Here is a 16,048-nt window from a genome sequence, read left to right on the forward strand (position 1 = left end):
CAGGCATTTCTACTGGATCAACAAGGGTTGAAGGTTTTCCACCAGGACATGTTCCACCATCAAGAATCAAATCAAGTTTGCTTCCTAAAGACTGATCCACCTGTTTTGCGGTAACAGGTGGATCTTCACCGGCAAGATTTGCGCTTGGAGCCGTTATGGACTGGCCTAAAGCTGAAATCAATTCCCGTGTCATTAGATTTCCTGGTTGCCGGATTCCTATCCTGCCTGAAGATAAATTGTCCGGGATAATAGAACTGGATTCAAAAAGCATGGTTAGTGGCCCGGGCCAGAACTGTCGCATCAAAGTCGAATGGGCTTGGGTGATCTCTTTTACCAGTTTACCCAACTGTTCATTTGAGCTAATTAGCAGGAGTAAAGGCTTATTTTTTTCGCGTCCTTTGATCTCATAAATTCGATCGACGGCTTCCCGGTTGAAGGGGTCAACGGCTAGACCATAAAAAGTGTCCGTAGGAAAGGCAATCACTCCACCTTGCAGTAAAACTTTTCGCGCATTAGCTGAAGCAACCTCAATATTTGACTTAATCTTTAAAATTTGCGGCATGGCTGGTTGTCAATTTTTTTCTGTTTTGCGCGTCGGCCCTGGCACGGTGAATTAGATGTCGTCACAGACAGTTCGAAACCCCAGGAACGATGTGCAATAACTTTTGAGAAAGGAAATTCGCCTCCATGAAGCGATATGCTTGAAATGAGTGATGTAACTCCCACCTCTTGCTACTTTATATTCCAAGCCGTTCGAAGAACCATTTGTGAATTTTTTGTCGTGAGTGTCTTGAACCCATTCGAAGACATTGCCAAACAGGTCTCTTATTCCTCCTGAATATTCATTTTCGGGAAAATGATCAACAGGCAGAGTGTCTAGAATACCGCTTTCCTCAATATTGCAGAATTCTACAACTCGACTTTCATCCCAGAAAAATTGATCCGGAGAAGATTCGCCAAAATCACTTGCAACATATTCCCATTCTTTTTCGGTCGGCAACCGGATGTTTTGACCTGTTAACTCCCTTTGCCATTTGCAGAACGCCTGCGCATCATTCCAGGTGACTTGGGTGACAGGGTGGTTGTGTTTGCCGTATAAGGAATCGGGTTGTCCATCGGGGCAAAGCCAGAAAGCTTCTTTAATTGGCCCAAGGCTGGGATTGGAAAAGCTGGACCGGCTGTCCCCGGCAGCTTGCATGGCCAGGCTGCCACTTTGGTAAACAATGGCATCAATTATAGTTTCCGCTTCCGTTTTATATTTGGTTTCGTTGATAAAATGAAAAAACTCTATGTTGGTAACAGGATATTTGTTGATTAAGAAAGGCTTTTCAATCTGTACTTGCTCATGCGGTGCTGAATCCCTTGAGTTGGGGTGACCCATCAAAAAACTTCCTTCTGGAACATGAACCCATTCATTCCATTTTTCACCAAACTGATATAAATACTCAATTATATTTGGATCCTGCTTATCGGAAGGGACCAATCCCAAATAGTGACGAATGACTTGAGGCCACTCGGCCTTTGCCAGGGCATCGTCATATTCCATAGGTTTCTTTTCGTCTTCATCAGATACAACTTCGACCTGACCTTTTTCTTTTTCTGTGTGAAACGCTTCAGAAAGTTCTTCAAATGCTTTACCCAGACTGGTTAATTTGCTTTCGTAATGGGCCAGGTTATCCATCAGCTCTGCTTTTCTGGCTTGATCTTCTTCAGTCATGGATTGTTTAACCTCAGAGAGTTCTTTGACAAACTGTTGGTACTCTTCGACTCGCTTTCTCAAGTCGACTTCCATGGAGTCAACCAGTGATTCTTTATGTTTTAGCCTTTCCTGTAGTTCTTTTTCCGCTGTAATGGTCTCTTCAGTAATATATTTTTCCTTTTCTTTCAGGTTTGAGGTCAAACGTACAGCGTCCTCTTCCATGGCGCTAATGCGGGTTTTGAACTTTTCATATTCAGAACTCTGTGAGGTAAGAATATTGGAATAAGTAGAATTGAAATCAGCGAGAAAATTTTTCACTTCTTCCTGATGTTGAATGACATTGGACTTGATAAGCTGAATTTCCTGCAGTTCCTGCATAACTTCCGCTTCTTTTTCAGTTATTTGTTCGCGGGTTTGCTTTTCTTCAGTCATTTGTTGTTGCTGTAGTGACAGAATCTTTTGTTCCTCCTGAAGAAGCTTTTCTTCCTTTTCATCTAGAGCCATGTCCTTTTCTATTTGTTCAACCTCAAGGGAGTTCTTAAATTCTTCAAACTCGTCATTCATGCGCTTAAGCTCGTCTGTCTCTCTTTCCAGCAAAACTTTTTCTTTATTTCTCAAACGCTTTTGTTCTTCAAGAAGGGTTTTGGTTTGTTCCGCAACTTTTTGTGTTTCTTTATTGAAAGCTTCTTCGAGTTCTTTGGTCTTTTCCTCTATTTCCTGCTCTATGTTTGGGCGGGCTTCTTCTAAAGCTTTTATCAACTTTTTCTTTCTTTTTAACAGGTTTGCCTGGGTGCTTGCCGCGGTTTTGAGCTGGTCTACAGCGAACTTTCCGCCTTCTATGCCACTTAACTCTTTCAGGAGACTTGCTTTTTCAACATCGTTTTCTTTTTCCTGCTTGTTGATGATTTTCTGTTTTCGCCTGATTTCTTTCTCAAGCTTTTCAATTTCTGTAAGACGTTTCTTTGTGGCTTCATCGGCTTTTTGCTGTGCTTCAAGGGTTAGCCCCTGTTCTCTGATTTTTAATCTTTCATTTTCACGGCCAAGGCGTTCTTCATCTTCATCAAATTCTTCAAGACGTCTGATGTGATATTCAGATCTTCTCTGAAATTCATTTTCGAGTTCTTCTTTCCTTTTCGCGTAATCTTCTTTCAACCTGCTTTTGAAGGATTTCTTTTCTTTTTCAAGTGACTTTGAAAGCTTAAGGAGTTGTTGATTCTTTTTTGTCTGTTGCTGGAACTCTTTTTTGAGTTGTAATTGTTTTGTTTTTGTTGACTTGAAATCCTTCTCCTTACGTTCCTGGATTGCCTGTTCTTCCTTGAACATTTTTTCCATCAACTCTGTCATTTCATCAAATTTTGCTCTGAATATCTGATCCCTTCTGTCAAAATCCGTGTCCAGCTTTGAACGGGACGACTCATATTCTTCCAGAAGATTGTTTCGATCGCTCCGCAGGTTAGTCAGTTCCTGGCGGGTTTCCTCTAGTTCCTGATGAAGGCGCGTGGTTTCTTTTTCAGACTGCTGTTTTGACTGTTCATTATATTTTTGCTCTTCTTCCCGTAGCTTTTGCAGGCGAGTGCGGAATTCTGAGTTTTCCTTTTCAAGTTTGACCTTGTTTTCTTCTAGTTCTTTTTCTTTAGCAAGAATCTCCTGCATCTGTGCGTTTGTCTGCTCTTGTCTTTCTTTTAATCGTTCCAGTTGTTGTTCAAATTCAAGTTTCAGTTCATCTGGCAGATTAAAAGTTATTTCAGATTCTTTGAATTTTCTGGCTGTCGGGGTGGCTTCGGTTTTGGGTTGAGGATTTTCCAATACCTGTGTGAAAGTATAATTCGATCCCACGATCAACTCTGCCGGGTTTTTCTGTATCGATATGATATCAAAAAGCTCACGATTCAGTTTTTCTCGAAGTGAATTCAGCCATGATACCCCTTGCTCAGGATCGTCCGGTGTGACACCTGATTCTTTTAGGGTCTCCAATAATTTTTGCGGATCTATGGGTTCTTTATCGGCTGGTCTTTCACCTGGGGAATAAAAAGACAGGATGGTTTGGAATAATGCCAGGGTATCCTTATTGCCCACTTGTGAAAAGTGATCGGCCAGTAACTGGATGTCTTTCAGGCTGAAATTCTTTCCGGCCATAATGAGTTTACGGTTGAGCTTTTTCTTGGGAATCTTTAATATTTAAACGGTGAAAACAGTATGAAACCTTACCAATATATTGTAACAAAGTAATACTTTCTGGCAAAGAATTGACGTAAATCATGTTATCGATATCCGTGCTTGATTTCTGGAATGAGCATAAGGGTCGCGATCATCATCATTGCACAAGAAACTATGCCTATATTTTGAGCCCCCATCAATCCAACCGCCCAGTAGCCTATTATTGGGCCTAATGTACCTCGAATACCTGTTAAACTTACATGAACTGACATGTAGGCACCGGTTTTTCCGGGAGGAGCGTATTTAATGACCCACAGATTCCAGGCAATGCTTCCGCCCGAAAAGGCAATCCCAATCAAAGCTGAACCCGCCCCTATGACCCATGGGTCAGAAGTTACAAAAAACAGGAGGACACCGGCAGCAAAACAAAGGTTGAGTATCATTCTGAGAACTACGAAATTCATTTTGTCAAACAGCTTTGCCCAAAAAGGAATGAACAGCATTCTCAGAGATTCAGGAATGACAGTGATGATCATTGCTACATAAATAGCCGAACCTTCAATGCCCCATTCAGGTGAGGTGATGTAATCCACACGCAAAGGAAGAGTCCATAAGTTGGCAAAACCCATTATGAACCAGGTGAATAATACATAACCAAACGAACGGTCTTGCCATATGTATTTCATGTTTCCGAATGGGTTTTCGTGCGGACTCTGATCTACCCGCTTTGACGGCATGTTGTATACGGCCAAAGCTTTGAACAAGGCACAAAAACCTAGAAAAATAAAAATTACTGAATAATATTCAATATCTTTTTCGAGGATGTTAGACCCAATGAACCCTGATAATGCCGCCATTCCAACAGAAAGTAGCAAGGGTTTGGAGAAGTATTCTCCACGACGTTCTGGAGGATAATTGTCTCCATAAATATCAGTGATGAAAGGAAGCAGAGCGCTTCTGCATATATAGGCCAAAACAATTAAAGCGGCGAACAGATGTACAGAATTCACCCATGCTGAAGCAAGAAGGCAGACGCCTGTAACAATAGACGGAAGGGCTCCCCAGGTTGATTTTTTCCAATTTGTGTCAGAGGCATAATGCAGTAATACCATGGAGAGAAACATACCCATAAAAGGGGCGGCAGCAATCAGGGCCTTGGTGATTTCCTCAGCGTTGAAATAGCGTATAGCTATGAACAGGCAGAACGTTTGAGCTCCGGAAGAAAGTACTCCCTCAAACCCTCCTCGCCATAAATCACAATTATAGGTTTTCTGGGTGATTTGATCGGAGCTGAGAGAAGAATGCTCCTGATTGGATTCGCTAACTGCCATAGTAATAACAAGATTTTAACAAAATAGCATACAGTCTATAGATAAATGAACCGGATGTGTAATTTATGTGTATTTACTTTGATTCTTTTAAATTTGTGTATACCATGAACCAAGGGTAACACCACACTTTTATTAAAGCAGGTTCCTCATGATTTTTGGTGACGCTAAAGTTTCTTGTGCAGAATTGGTAGTGATTGGAGATGAAGTGGTCAGTGGTCTGATTCTTGACCGTAACTCCCAATATTTAGGGGAAAAGATCCATGAGCTGGGAATAGAGGTTTCCCGTATAACCACTGTAGGTGATTCGGCTTCTACTATAGAAGATTGTATAAATCTGGCCCTGGAGCGTTCTGACTGGGTTATCCTGACCGGAGGGCTCGGTGCAACACATGATGACATAACCAAGTCAGTATTGCTCAAAGTGTTTGGATGTGGTTTGAAAAAAGACTTGAGTGTGGAAAGTATGCTGGAAAAAATGTTTCAGAACCGGGGCAGGGATGTTCCTCCAAGTGTAAAGAGCCAGTGTGAGGTGCCTGACAAAGCAGTGATTCTTTACAATGAGAAAGGGACTGCGCCCGGGTTTAAAATGCAGAAGGGGAATAGTATTTTGTTTTCTCTACCTGGTGTGCCAGTAGAGATGCAATATTTATTTGAAAAATATGTTGCCCCGGAAATGGCGGGAAAAAATAACAAAGTTTTTCTGCATCGCTTGATTAAGACCACTGGACTTTCTGAAGCGGGCTTATGGGAAAAAGTGGGGCCAATAGATAACTTACAGAAAAAAGCATCAATAGCCTCTTTGCCTTCTCACTTGGGTGTGCGAATTCGTATTTCTGTGCTGTCAGAATCTGAAGACGATGGCGAGTCTCGCCTGGATGAAGTAGAAAACTATCTGGCTCAAAAATTATCCCGATATATATATGGAAGAAATGAAGATGAGATTGAAGAGGTGGTTGGTAACTTGTTAAGGGAGAATTCCTTGACTCTGGCTACGGCAGAATCCTGCACGGGTGGCTTGATTGGCCACAGGTTGACGCAGGTGGCAGGCAGTTCCGATTATTTTATAGAAGGTGCTGTTGTTTATAGCAACCAGGCTAAAGTGGATCGTCTGCATGTGGACCCAAAGTTGATTGAAGAATTTGGCGCTGTGAGTGAACCTGTGGCAAAAGCCATGGCTAAAGGAATATGTGATGTAACAGGTGCTGATTTGGGAGTTTCTGTAACCGGCATTTCCGGACCTTCAGGTGGAAGTGATCTTAAACCAGTAGGCCTGACTTATATCGCTGTCCATGATCGGTCAGGTACATATTGTAAAAAGTTTGTCTTCACACAAGACAGAATCAGAAACAAAGAACGATCCGCGCAGGCTGCTTTAAACCTGGTACGATTAAGGCTCCAGGAAAAAATGGAGATCTAGGGTAAAGATGGAGACATGTCCTTTCTGTAATAAAGAAATTGAAGATTTGGCTTCAACCTGCCCTCATTGTGGGAAGTCGCTTCAACCTGAATACCCAACCCTGAGCTCAAAGTGGTTTCTGGGTATATGGGTTTTTTTCCTGGCATTGGTGGTTGTGCTGCTGATTTCTATGTTTTCCCGTTAACGTCTAACGAATGTTCTTAAAGGGCAGAATGAGAAGCACCCCAGCGATGAAACCACCAATGTGTGCAAACCACGCTGTCCCCCCGGTTCCTGTTGCCACGCTGTTCCAAATTTGCAGGCCAATCCATATAAGAAGTAAAACAATGGCTGGAATTCGTGCGATGGTCCAGAAAATACCAAGAAATATAAAGGTTTTGATTCGAGCAAAAGGAAATAGAATTAAATAGGCACCCAATATCCCGGATATTGCTCCACTTGCTCCTACCATCGGGATTTGCGAGTTAATGTCAGTGGCAATATGTCCTAATGCCGCAATGGTTCCGCATACAAAGTAGAATAGGATAAAGCGAAACTTTCCTAATATATCCTCAATGTTGTTGCCGAAAATCCAGAGATAAAGCATGTTGCCGCCCAAATGACCAATTCCAGCATGTAGAAACATGGAAGTGTAAAGAGTCGGGTAAGAACTTACCGGGTGATGTACGAGTTCGTAAGGAATGAGTGCGTAGCTTTCATACAGCACACTTGGGTGGACAGGTAAATTAAGCCCATAAATAAAGACCGAGATGTTCATCAACAGAAAAATTAGTGTGAACAGGGGGAAGTTCTTTGTGGGATTATCGTCTTTTAATGGGATCATCGGAGGGCTTTGGCAGGCAATATGATAGTATTAATACATGACATAAAGATAATAACAGTTTTATCATTCATGGGCTAGCTTAACCCTGCCACATTAAATACAAATCAAGGTTTGAAAAATGAACTTATATATCTATCTTAAACGGTCTGGTGTTTTTTATGAGTGATACGGACGGGCTGGTTCCCGGTTTTGGCGGTGAAGAAGTTCCACTGGCACCCGAGCGATTAGAAGATTCCATTGACTGGGTCGTTGAGACTTACAGGAAACACCAATTGAAAAAAGTTTCCAACTGGTTGGATGAAGTGTTGACCAAGGGTAAAAGAAATAAAACACTTATTCCGTGGACTTTGCTTGATGTCAATCCGATCACCCATCGCCAAAGCCTTCTTGAACAGGTCTTCCCGGCTCCAAGAATCATTAATGAAAATTTGCTGGAGGTCAACCGGTTGAAGATCATGCTGGATGCTGGTCCGGGAATGGGTAAAACCATTTTCCTGAAACGCTATCTGGAAACGCTTTTGCAGAAACCGGCGCATGAGGTTTATTGCCTGCCAGTCTATTTTCATTTTGGAAACCTGGCGGAAGGAAGCCGATTCGATTTATTCCGTGAAGCAGTCAATAATGAAATCATTGATGTAGTTATGCTTGAGCAGGAAGAAAACCCTGACTTGGTTCTGGATAAAGGGCAACTTGAAAATACGGTTAATACCATTTTTAACTACAGCAAGTGTCAGTTTTTATTGGATGGCTTTGATCAACTCCACCCCCAGGACCGTTTTCAATTTTTTACTGAGTCTTTTCTTGCAGATAATGCCTTCCGCAGTAACTTTGTTTTGCTTGCGAGTTGCGGTTTCAATTTTGGTTCTTTGTCCACCGACGCAGTTGTCAAACGAGGTGAAGGTGCTGCCTTTCAAATGGCTTTCCAGAAAATTGACCCCAGGGAGAGCGATGCTTTTCTTGGAGAGGCTTCAAAAAATAAAAAGATCAAGGATCTCGCTCTTTTCACTCCGGAACTTTTAAATGTACCGATTTTATTGCGGATCATTCGTGAACTTTCTGAAAACGAACTCCTGGAGAATTTGAACAACAGGATGGATATATATTCAGCATGGTTTCGTTTAAAGCTGAAACTATCCAATCCTTCGGCTGATGAGAAATGGGTGGAAAACAGTCTGGATCAGCTTGCCGAACTTTCATATCAATTGATGGACGAGGGTCTTCAGCAACGTTTCCTTGATGTAGAGCCAGGATTTGATAAATCAATTCTGGAAGGTAAGGAAACTCTTTTTCAGGAAGGAAGCGTTGCTCATTGGTGGAAAAATATTTTGCAACAGACAATGCGTCGTTGGAAATTTCGCCATCCATCATTTCAGGAGTATTTTGCCAGTCAATATATACAGAAAAGCGATAACTGGAAGGAAATAGTTAGAAAACATTGTGGTGATGAAAAATGGCATGAGGTTATTAAAATTTTGTCTGGCGGGGTTTCTGGAGAAGAAATTTTCGATATTTTAATTGAGGAAGGAGCTGTAATGCTGGCAGGTAATTCCCTGGCTGAAGCAGGCGAATTGCCAAAAGGGCAGGATCTTTTAATAAGACAGTTATTGAAGTATCAATGTAAAGAAACCTTTCCTCAATTTTCCCAGTGCAGGCAGGTTCGGGTAGAAGAGGTTATTAAAAACAACGAAACAGAATACCTTCAAAACTTTTTGCAACGTTTAATGAATCGTGAACACCGGGACAGTAGAATTTTGTTCAGCGTGTTTGAATTGATTTTATCAAGACATGGAATCAACTTTCATCAGCTACTGGACACCTTTGACCTGGAACCTGTAAGAAACCTCGAAGAATTTAAAATGTTTTTTAAAGAAGTTTCTGACCGGGAACAGGTGGATAAAACGATTCTCAACAAATTTTCCGAAAAGGTTACTATTCCTGAAGGAAGGTTTATCTACCAGGAAGAAGATGATGAAGAAGATAAGGTTTGCCTGAAAGAATATTCGATAATGAAATTTCCGGTTACCAATGCTTTATATCAACAGTTTGACCCGCAACACCACAACCGGTTTCCAAAGTATTCATATGATAGTGATCAGCCTGTTATTGGTATTAATTATTATGAGGCCGTTATTTTTGCTCTTTGGATAGGAATGCGACTTCCTACAGAAAAGGAGTGGGAAAAGGCGGCTCGTGGAACAGACGGTCGGGTTTATCCCTGGGGCGAAGCTATGGGCTATGAAAAAGGGTTCGCCAACACCTGTGATTTTATGGCCTGCAAGACTAATCCGGTTATGGAGTTGGAGCAGGGTATGTCTCCATATGGGTGTTACGATATGTCTGGAAATGTATGGGAATGGTGCATGCAACAAAATGCTTCGAAACATACAACTCAAAGGATTGTTAGGGGAGGTTCATGGATGAATTATCTGGTACACGCCAAGTGTGTTTTCAGAAATTCCTTTGATCCTTCAGAAAGGCATTTGGCGGTGGGATTACGCTGTGTCGAAGCCCCAAGGTTTACGGAAATTGAGGACGAGGATGAATATGACCTGTGATGTTCCACGGGATTAAAAAAACTACAAAAATGGCAAAGATTTCTTTCTTTAGACGATAAGATATAAACAGTACTCAAAGAGTAACAACTTGAATTTGGTCAAGTTTTACTTGATAATCAACAGTTAAATTCTACTTATTAGGTTATCGCTAAAAAAACTTTACCACCTGCTTAAATGAGCAAGGTTTTAGTCTGCTCTCAAGCATAAAAGATTCTATATTTAATCGATTTTTTATGGGTCTATCTGTTTAAAGTTTAAATTATTCGCCCAAACTGGCCTGGGTGATAGATGGGGTTTTTGTAAAGGACGTTTTAACCTTTTTAAAATGGTTTTCCCTATCAATCTCGAATCACTGGAGTTTTGAAACTTGGTTATTAGCAAACAAGCAAAACGATTTTTAAGTATTGATGACGATCGTACGCTGCAAATGATCGTTAAGCAGACTCTGACAAAATCTTTTGGCCCTGATGTTCTTGAAGTATTTCAGGTTGGAACAGGTGAAGAAGGGCTTCAGATGATGCGTGAAATCCAGCCAGATATAATTCTTTGCGATATCCATATGCCAGGGATGGACGGGTTTGAAGTCTGCCAGCGTGTTCGGGAGCTTAAACTCCGCTCAGCAGTGATCCTGATGTCTGCTTACGATGCTGAGCAGGACAATGCTATCAAAGCCAGCGAAACAGGAGCCGATGCCTATTTATCCAAACCTCTTAAAAAAGGTGAGCTGCTATTTGTGGTGAATTTTGTCATGCGTGTCGCTCACCTCAATGATACGGTTTTCGAGAAGAATAAACAGTTAGAGGTGTCTTTAGGCCAGCTGAAACAATTCCATCATAAGTTTGCTTCTCTTAACGAAGAACTCCGGAATGATAAAAGGCGTCTGGGTGTTAGCCTTAAGGAGATGACCGAGCTCAATGAGCAATTAGAAAACAAGAACCAGCAAATTTCTTCCATGGTTGAAGAGCTTGCTAACAGGTTCGATTCTACAGAAGGTCTTTTAGCGACTATTATTGAACTGCACCAGACTGAGCATCGGGGGCATTCTGAAAGAGTCGCGAACGCAGCAGTTTATATTTCCGGCAAACTGGGACTGACGGATTATCAAATTAGAAATGTCAAATCAGCCGCTCGTTTGCACGAACTGGGTATTGTTGCTTCACCAACGAAGGAGAAAATGAAAGAAGCCCTGAACGAAGGGCTGAGAAGCGATTCTGAAGCCAGCGCTGTCACGACAAATCACCCATTAGTTGGAGAGATGCTTTTGAAAGAATTTCCGGGTTTTGAGCTGATCGCTGAAATCATCCGGCATCTCCATGAAAATGTAGACGGTTCTGGGAAACCGGATGGCATGTATGGTGATCGAATTCCAATTGGTTCTCGTATTGTTTGTGCCGCCAGTTATTTTGATCATATCAGTATGGCTGATCCCGGAAAATCCGGGCCAGATATTTTATCCAAGATGGAAGAAAAATTAGGTGTTATTTTTGATGAAGCTGTCATGGGTGCGCTTACAGAATATGTTGATAGTCTCGGGGATAAAAAAGAAGCTCCAACTATGTAAAAATTTAAGGACATACCGATACGTACCTATAAGAACAGAGCGCTATCCCTTCATCTGGGAGTTATCCGCTGCTCGTGCCGCAGAAGTCGCCAGAAAACTGGTTAAAGCAGGTTTTAACCCGACTCAATTATCCATTGAAGCGTTTGCTCAATACCGGCCTAAGGTTCCTAATGACAGCCGACAGGGAAGGGCCACCAACCGCAGGATTGAAATCGTGTATCAGCGTGGCAGCATCCGCAAGCACATGGTGGATATTTTACGTCGGTAATACAAGAACCGTCCATTCAAATAACCTTGTTGTCTATTGATTAAAGATAAACACATTCAATATATGCGCAGGGCAATTTTGCTTGCCGAAAAGGCCCGTGGCAGAACCAGTCCGAACCCGATGGTGGGTGCTGTTGTTGTAAGGAGCGGAAAGATTTTGGGAGAAGGGTATCATACCCGTGCCGGCCAACCTCACGCTGAAATAACAGCTTTAAGGAAAGCAGGGGATAAAGCTCGCTCGGCCGACCTTTACGTTAACTTGGAACCGTGTTGCCATTTTGGCCGAACCCCTCCATGCACTGACGCGATCATCCAAGCAGGTATTAAAAGAATTTTTGTTGGCATGAAAGATCCTAATAAGCTGGTTGGTGGAAAAGGAATACGGTTTCTAAAGGCACAGGGAGTTAATGTTTTCCAGGATGTATTAAAAGAAGAGTGCATGAAATTGAACGAGTCGTTTGTGAAAGTCATGAAAACAGGTATGCCATTTGTGATCATGAAAACAGCCATGTCTCTGGATGGTAAAATCGCAACTCGTTCAGGAGATTCTCGTTGGATATCGGGGGAACTGTCACGCAAACATGTTCACAAGATCAGGAATCAGGTTGATGCAATTATGGTGGGAACAGAAACTGTATTAAAGGATGACCCCCGGCTCACATGTCGGCTGGAAGGAAAGGTTAAACATCCTGTAAGGGTTATCTTGGATAGAAAAAACAGGATTCCCTTGGCAGCCAGGGTTTTTAATAATAGCCGCTCGCAAAAAGTTATATATGCGACGGGACCTGATATTTCCTCTCGCCGTCTGAAATCATTAACTGATAAAAAGGTTGGAATAATAAAAGTTAAAGTCTCAAAAAATGGATTTAATATAAAACATCTCCTGAAAGAACTGGTAAATTGGGATATCAACTCTATACTGATTGAAGGCGGCGGAGAATTGAATGCCAGTATGGTTGAAGCTGGCGCGGTAGACAGGATAATAACTTTTATTAGTCCTTTACTAATAGGTGGCTCTAAGGCTAGCGGTTTTCTTGGTGGGACTGGGGTGATGGAGGTAAAAAAAGCGATGAGGTTAAAAGATATTACAGTGACTCATATTGGTGAAGACTTAATGGTGGAGGCTACCCCATGTTCAGCGGAATAGTGGAATCGGTGGGAACTATTGGAGAGTTTGTGCAGCAAAACGAAGGTGCTGTGCTTGTTGTTAATACTGAAGAGGAGTTTTCCGGGTTCGTGGATGGTGAGAGCATTGCGGTGAACGGGGTTTGCCTGACGGTTGTAGGCTCAACCCAAACATCCTTCAAATTGGACCTGAGTACTGAAACGCTTGACCGCACGAACTTTAAAAGCCTGGAAAAAGGCGACAAGGTTAACCTGGAGCGATCACTCACACCTTCAACTAAAATTAGCGGTCACTTTGTCAGCGGACATATTGATCGAGTGGGTAAAATAGTGAGCATTGAGGAGAAGCCGGGAGAGGTTTTGTTCCAGTTTTCCCATCCAGAAGAATTGAGTCCCTATATCATGGAAAAAGGTTCCATTGCCCTGGATGGTATTAGCCTGACTGTTTTTGATTGCAAAGATTGCAGGTTTAAGGTTTCCATCATTCCATATACTTTAAGTCATACAAACCTGAGGTGTAGGAAAATCGGCGATTTAATAAATATCGAATGTGATATGATAGGCAAATACGTTTTTAAAGCTTGTGAAACTTTGTTGAAGGGTGATGACAAAAGGCCTTCCCTTGATTTTCTCCGTCAACAAGGCTTCTCAGGGTAAAGGAAATTATGGAAAATATATTCAGCACAATTGAAGAAGCTGTTGAGGATATTCAGCAGGGGAAAATGATTGTCATCGTAGATGACGAGGATCGGGAAAATGAGGGGGACCTGATGGTCGCCGCCGAGAAAGTAACCCCTGATATTATCAATTTCATGGCTAAATTTGGTCGTGGTTTGATTTGCCTCACTCTTACAGAAAATCGAACACGTGAACTGGGCTTGAACATGATGGTTGATGATAACCAGTCTGCTTTTGAAACTCCCTTCACAGTTTCCATTGACGCAAGACATGGTGTGACAACTGGAATATCAGCTGCCGATAGAGCACATACTATTAAAGTAGCGATTGATTCGGAATCTCACAAGGGCGACCTGGTTAAACCTGGGCATATTTTCCCATTGCGCGCCAAAAATGGCGGTGTCCTGGTTCGCATGGGGCAGACAGAAGCATCTGTGGATATTGCACGCATTGCCGGTTTGCAACCTTATGGAGTGATCTGTGAAATCATGAATGATGATGGAACTATGGCAAGAGTCAGTCATCTGAAAGAATTTATAAATCAACATGGTCTTAAAATGATCACCACTAAAGACCTTGCTGAATACAGGCTGAAACAAGAGGCGCTGGTTGAAGAGGTCACATCAACTAATTTGCCCACACATTCTGGTGAATTTCGTTCAGTCGTCTTTAAGAACGTATTGAATGACCAGACACATATAGCACTGGTTAAAGGTGAAATCGATGCCGAGGAGCCGACACTGGTCCGGGTTCATTCCCAATGTTTAACTGGGGATGTTTTTGGTTCCTATCGATGTGATTGTGGTGAACAATTAAAAAAATCAATGGAAATGATAGAGAATGAAGGTAAGGGGGTACTGCTTTACTTATACCAGGAAGGTCGAGGGATAGGTATCGTCAACAAAATGAAAGCCTACGCCTTGCAGGATGAAGGAAAAGACACCGTTCAGGCTAATGAGGAACTCGGGTTTAAACCTGATTTGAGAGACTATGGCATCGGTGCTCAGATCCTTCGAAAGCTGGGTCTCGGAAAAATCAGGATTATGACGAACAACCCCAGAAAAATTGTTGGTCTGGAAGGATATGGCCTGCAAATGACAGAAAGGGTTTCCATCGAAGTGCAGTCCAAAAAAGACAATATAAAATATCTACGGACCAAACAGAAAAAGTTGGGCCATATGTTTCAAAATATTAAATGAACCCTTTGCATGGTTAATTATATTGAAGGTGATGGAAACGCCGAAGGGCTGCGTTTTGGAATTATAGTGAGTCGCTTTAATGACTTGATTACAAGCAACCTGCTCAATGGGGCGCTTTCAGCTCTTAAGGAGCAGAAGGCTGGCGAAGAGGATATTGAGGTTATTCGTGTTCCTGGAGCTTTTGAAATTCCTCAAGCGGCTAAAAAGCTATGTTCAACCAGAAACTTTGACGCCATCATTTGTCTGGGAGCCGTAATTAAAGGTGGCACGCCTCACTTTGAATATATTTCAGCTGAAACCAGTCGAGGGATTAACCAGGTTGGTCTTGAGTTTAATATTCCTGTTTTGTTTGGTGTGTTGACCACGAACAACCTTGAACAGGCGGTGGAAAGATCGAAGCCAGATTCTTCAAATAAGGGCAGAGAAGCAGCGCTGGCGGCTGTTGAAATGGCAAATTTATACAGGAAAACTTGAGGTTTTTATGGGAAAGCGACGCATTGCGAGAGAGTTGGCTTTGAAATTCCTGTACCAAAGCGAATTCAGTGAGGACGACCTTGATACTCAGGTAGAGCAGTTTTGCGAAAGATCAGGTACTCAAACTGAAATCATCGAGTTTATGAAAGTACTGGTCAAAAAGGTTTTTGGCCGTGCTGAAGACATCGATATTCTTCTTAATAAATTTAGTGATCATTGGGCACTGGAACGTATGTCCATGATTGATAGAAGTATCTTGCGTCTGGGTATTTGCGAACTGGTTTTCGAAAGTTCCACCCCTCCCAAAGTAGTTATTAACGAGGCCGTTGAGATTGCCAAAAAATTTGGTACTGAAGATTCCCCGGATTTCATCAACGGTATTCTCGATAAGGTTTTTAAGGAAACCCTTAAACCCACGTCATCCCCTACGCTTAAATAACCCTTTTAATGCGTTACATAATTTTCTCCGATTTACACAGTAACCTCGAAGCCCTGGAGCAGTTTGAAAAAGAAATAGCAACTATTACTTATGACAAACTGGTTTGTCTTGGGGATATTGTAGGTTATGGGGCTGATCCCAATGCCTGCGTTGAGTGGGTGATAAAAAACGTCGATATTTGCATAGCAGGAAATCATGATTGGGCTGCTGTCGAATTGACGGATACCACCTATTTCAACTATTCAGCCTATGAATCCTGCCTATGGACTCGTAATCAACTGAAAGAAAGTCATAAAGAGTTTCTTCGTTCTCTTCCTCTAGAT

The 16,048-nt window shown here is 42.1% G+C and carries 15 protein-coding genes; 11 read left to right on the top strand and 4 right to left on the bottom strand.

Going from position 1 to position 16,048, the window contains the following annotated elements:
• The 3 genes from F3741_04770 to F3741_04780 all read right to left on the bottom strand — a co-directional run.
• A partial coding sequence (locus F3741_04770) for a threonylcarbamoyl-AMP synthase (protein ID MZG30115.1) occupies nucleotides 1-562 on the bottom strand: 562 nt, incomplete at its 3' end.
• 51 nt (nucleotides 563-613) lie between these two features.
• Nucleotides 614-3,835 carry an SUMF1/EgtB/PvdO family nonheme iron enzyme gene (locus F3741_04775; protein ID MZG30116.1) on the bottom strand — a complete coding sequence of 1,074 codons (3,222 nt, stop codon included), beginning with the start codon at nucleotides 3,833-3,835 and terminating at the stop codon, nucleotides 614-616.
• 125 nt (nucleotides 3,836-3,960) lie between these two features.
• On the bottom strand, nucleotides 3,961-5,187 hold the full coding sequence (locus F3741_04780) for an MFS transporter (protein ID MZG30117.1): 1,227 nt from the start codon (nucleotides 5,185-5,187) through the stop codon (nucleotides 3,961-3,963).
• A gap of 148 nt (nucleotides 5,188-5,335) precedes the next feature.
• Here F3741_04780 and F3741_04785 point away from each other — a divergent pair, with 148 nt between their 5' ends.
• A complete protein-coding gene (locus F3741_04785; protein ID MZG30118.1) occupies nucleotides 5,336-6,604 on the top strand; it encodes a competence/damage-inducible protein A in 1,269 nt (422 codons plus the stop codon).
• A 7-nt stretch (nucleotides 6,605-6,611) separates the two neighbouring features.
• The gene (locus F3741_04790; GenBank protein ID MZG30119.1) at nucleotides 6,612-6,788 is read left to right on the top strand and encodes a hypothetical protein; all 177 of its coding nucleotides are present in this window, start codon (nucleotides 6,612-6,614) and stop codon (nucleotides 6,786-6,788) included.
• A 3-nt stretch (nucleotides 6,789-6,791) separates the two neighbouring features.
• Here the strand turns inward: F3741_04790 and F3741_04795 are convergent, their stop codons facing one another.
• Nucleotides 6,792-7,427, bottom strand: coding sequence for a rhomboid family intramembrane serine protease (locus tag F3741_04795; GenBank protein MZG30120.1), 636 nt, complete (start codon nucleotides 7,425-7,427; stop codon nucleotides 6,792-6,794).
• A 158-nt stretch (nucleotides 7,428-7,585) separates the two neighbouring features.
• On the opposite strand from F3741_04795, the gene F3741_04800 reads away from it, so the two are divergent.
• The 9 genes from F3741_04800 to F3741_04840 form a co-directional block, all read left to right on the top strand.
• Nucleotides 7,586-9,982: an SUMF1/EgtB/PvdO family nonheme iron enzyme gene (locus F3741_04800; protein ID MZG30121.1), complete on the top strand. Its 2,397-nt coding sequence runs from the start codon at nucleotides 7,586-7,588 to the stop codon at nucleotides 9,980-9,982.
• A gap of 367 nt (nucleotides 9,983-10,349) precedes the next feature.
• Nucleotides 10,350-11,543 carry a response regulator gene (locus F3741_04805; protein ID MZG30122.1) on the top strand — a complete coding sequence of 398 codons (1,194 nt, stop codon included), beginning with the start codon at nucleotides 10,350-10,352 and terminating at the stop codon, nucleotides 11,541-11,543.
• Nucleotides 11,470-11,811, top strand: a complete 342-nt coding sequence (locus F3741_04810; protein MZG30123.1) for an OmpA family protein — start codon at nucleotides 11,470-11,472, stop codon at nucleotides 11,809-11,811. Before F3741_04805 ends, F3741_04810 begins: the two co-directional genes overlap by 74 nt.
• A gap of 63 nt (nucleotides 11,812-11,874) precedes the next feature.
• Entirely contained in the window at nucleotides 11,875-12,957 is a 1,083-nt protein-coding gene (ribD, locus tag F3741_04815) for a bifunctional diaminohydroxyphosphoribosylaminopyrimidine deaminase/5-amino-6-(5-phosphoribosylamino)uracil reductase RibD (protein ID MZG30124.1), read from the top strand.
• Nucleotides 12,942-13,592 (top strand): riboflavin synthase, encoded by a 651-nt coding sequence (locus F3741_04820; GenBank protein ID MZG30125.1) that lies wholly within the window; start codon nucleotides 12,942-12,944, stop codon nucleotides 13,590-13,592. The genes ribD and F3741_04820 overlap by 16 nt, the downstream gene beginning before the upstream one ends.
• 17 nt (nucleotides 13,593-13,609) lie before the next feature.
• Nucleotides 13,610-14,812: a bifunctional 3,4-dihydroxy-2-butanone-4-phosphate synthase/GTP cyclohydrolase II gene (locus F3741_04825; GenBank protein MZG30126.1), complete on the top strand. Its 1,203-nt coding sequence runs from the start codon at nucleotides 13,610-13,612 to the stop codon at nucleotides 14,810-14,812.
• A 9-nt stretch (nucleotides 14,813-14,821) separates the two neighbouring features.
• On the top strand, nucleotides 14,822-15,286 hold the full coding sequence (locus F3741_04830; GenBank protein MZG30127.1) for a 6,7-dimethyl-8-ribityllumazine synthase: 465 nt from the start codon (nucleotides 14,822-14,824) through the stop codon (nucleotides 15,284-15,286).
• A 7-nt stretch (nucleotides 15,287-15,293) separates the two neighbouring features.
• Nucleotides 15,294-15,725 (top strand): transcription antitermination factor NusB, encoded by a 432-nt coding sequence (nusB, locus tag F3741_04835; GenBank protein MZG30128.1) that lies wholly within the window; start codon nucleotides 15,294-15,296, stop codon nucleotides 15,723-15,725.
• Nucleotides 15,726-15,733: 8 nt separating this feature from the next.
• A partial coding sequence (locus F3741_04840; protein MZG30129.1) for a metallophosphoesterase occupies nucleotides 15,734-16,048 on the top strand: 315 nt, incomplete at its 3' end.

The organism is Nitrospinota bacterium, from assembly GCA_009873635.1.
GTDB lineage: Bacteria > Nitrospinota > Nitrospinia > Nitrospinales > VA-1 > LS-NOB.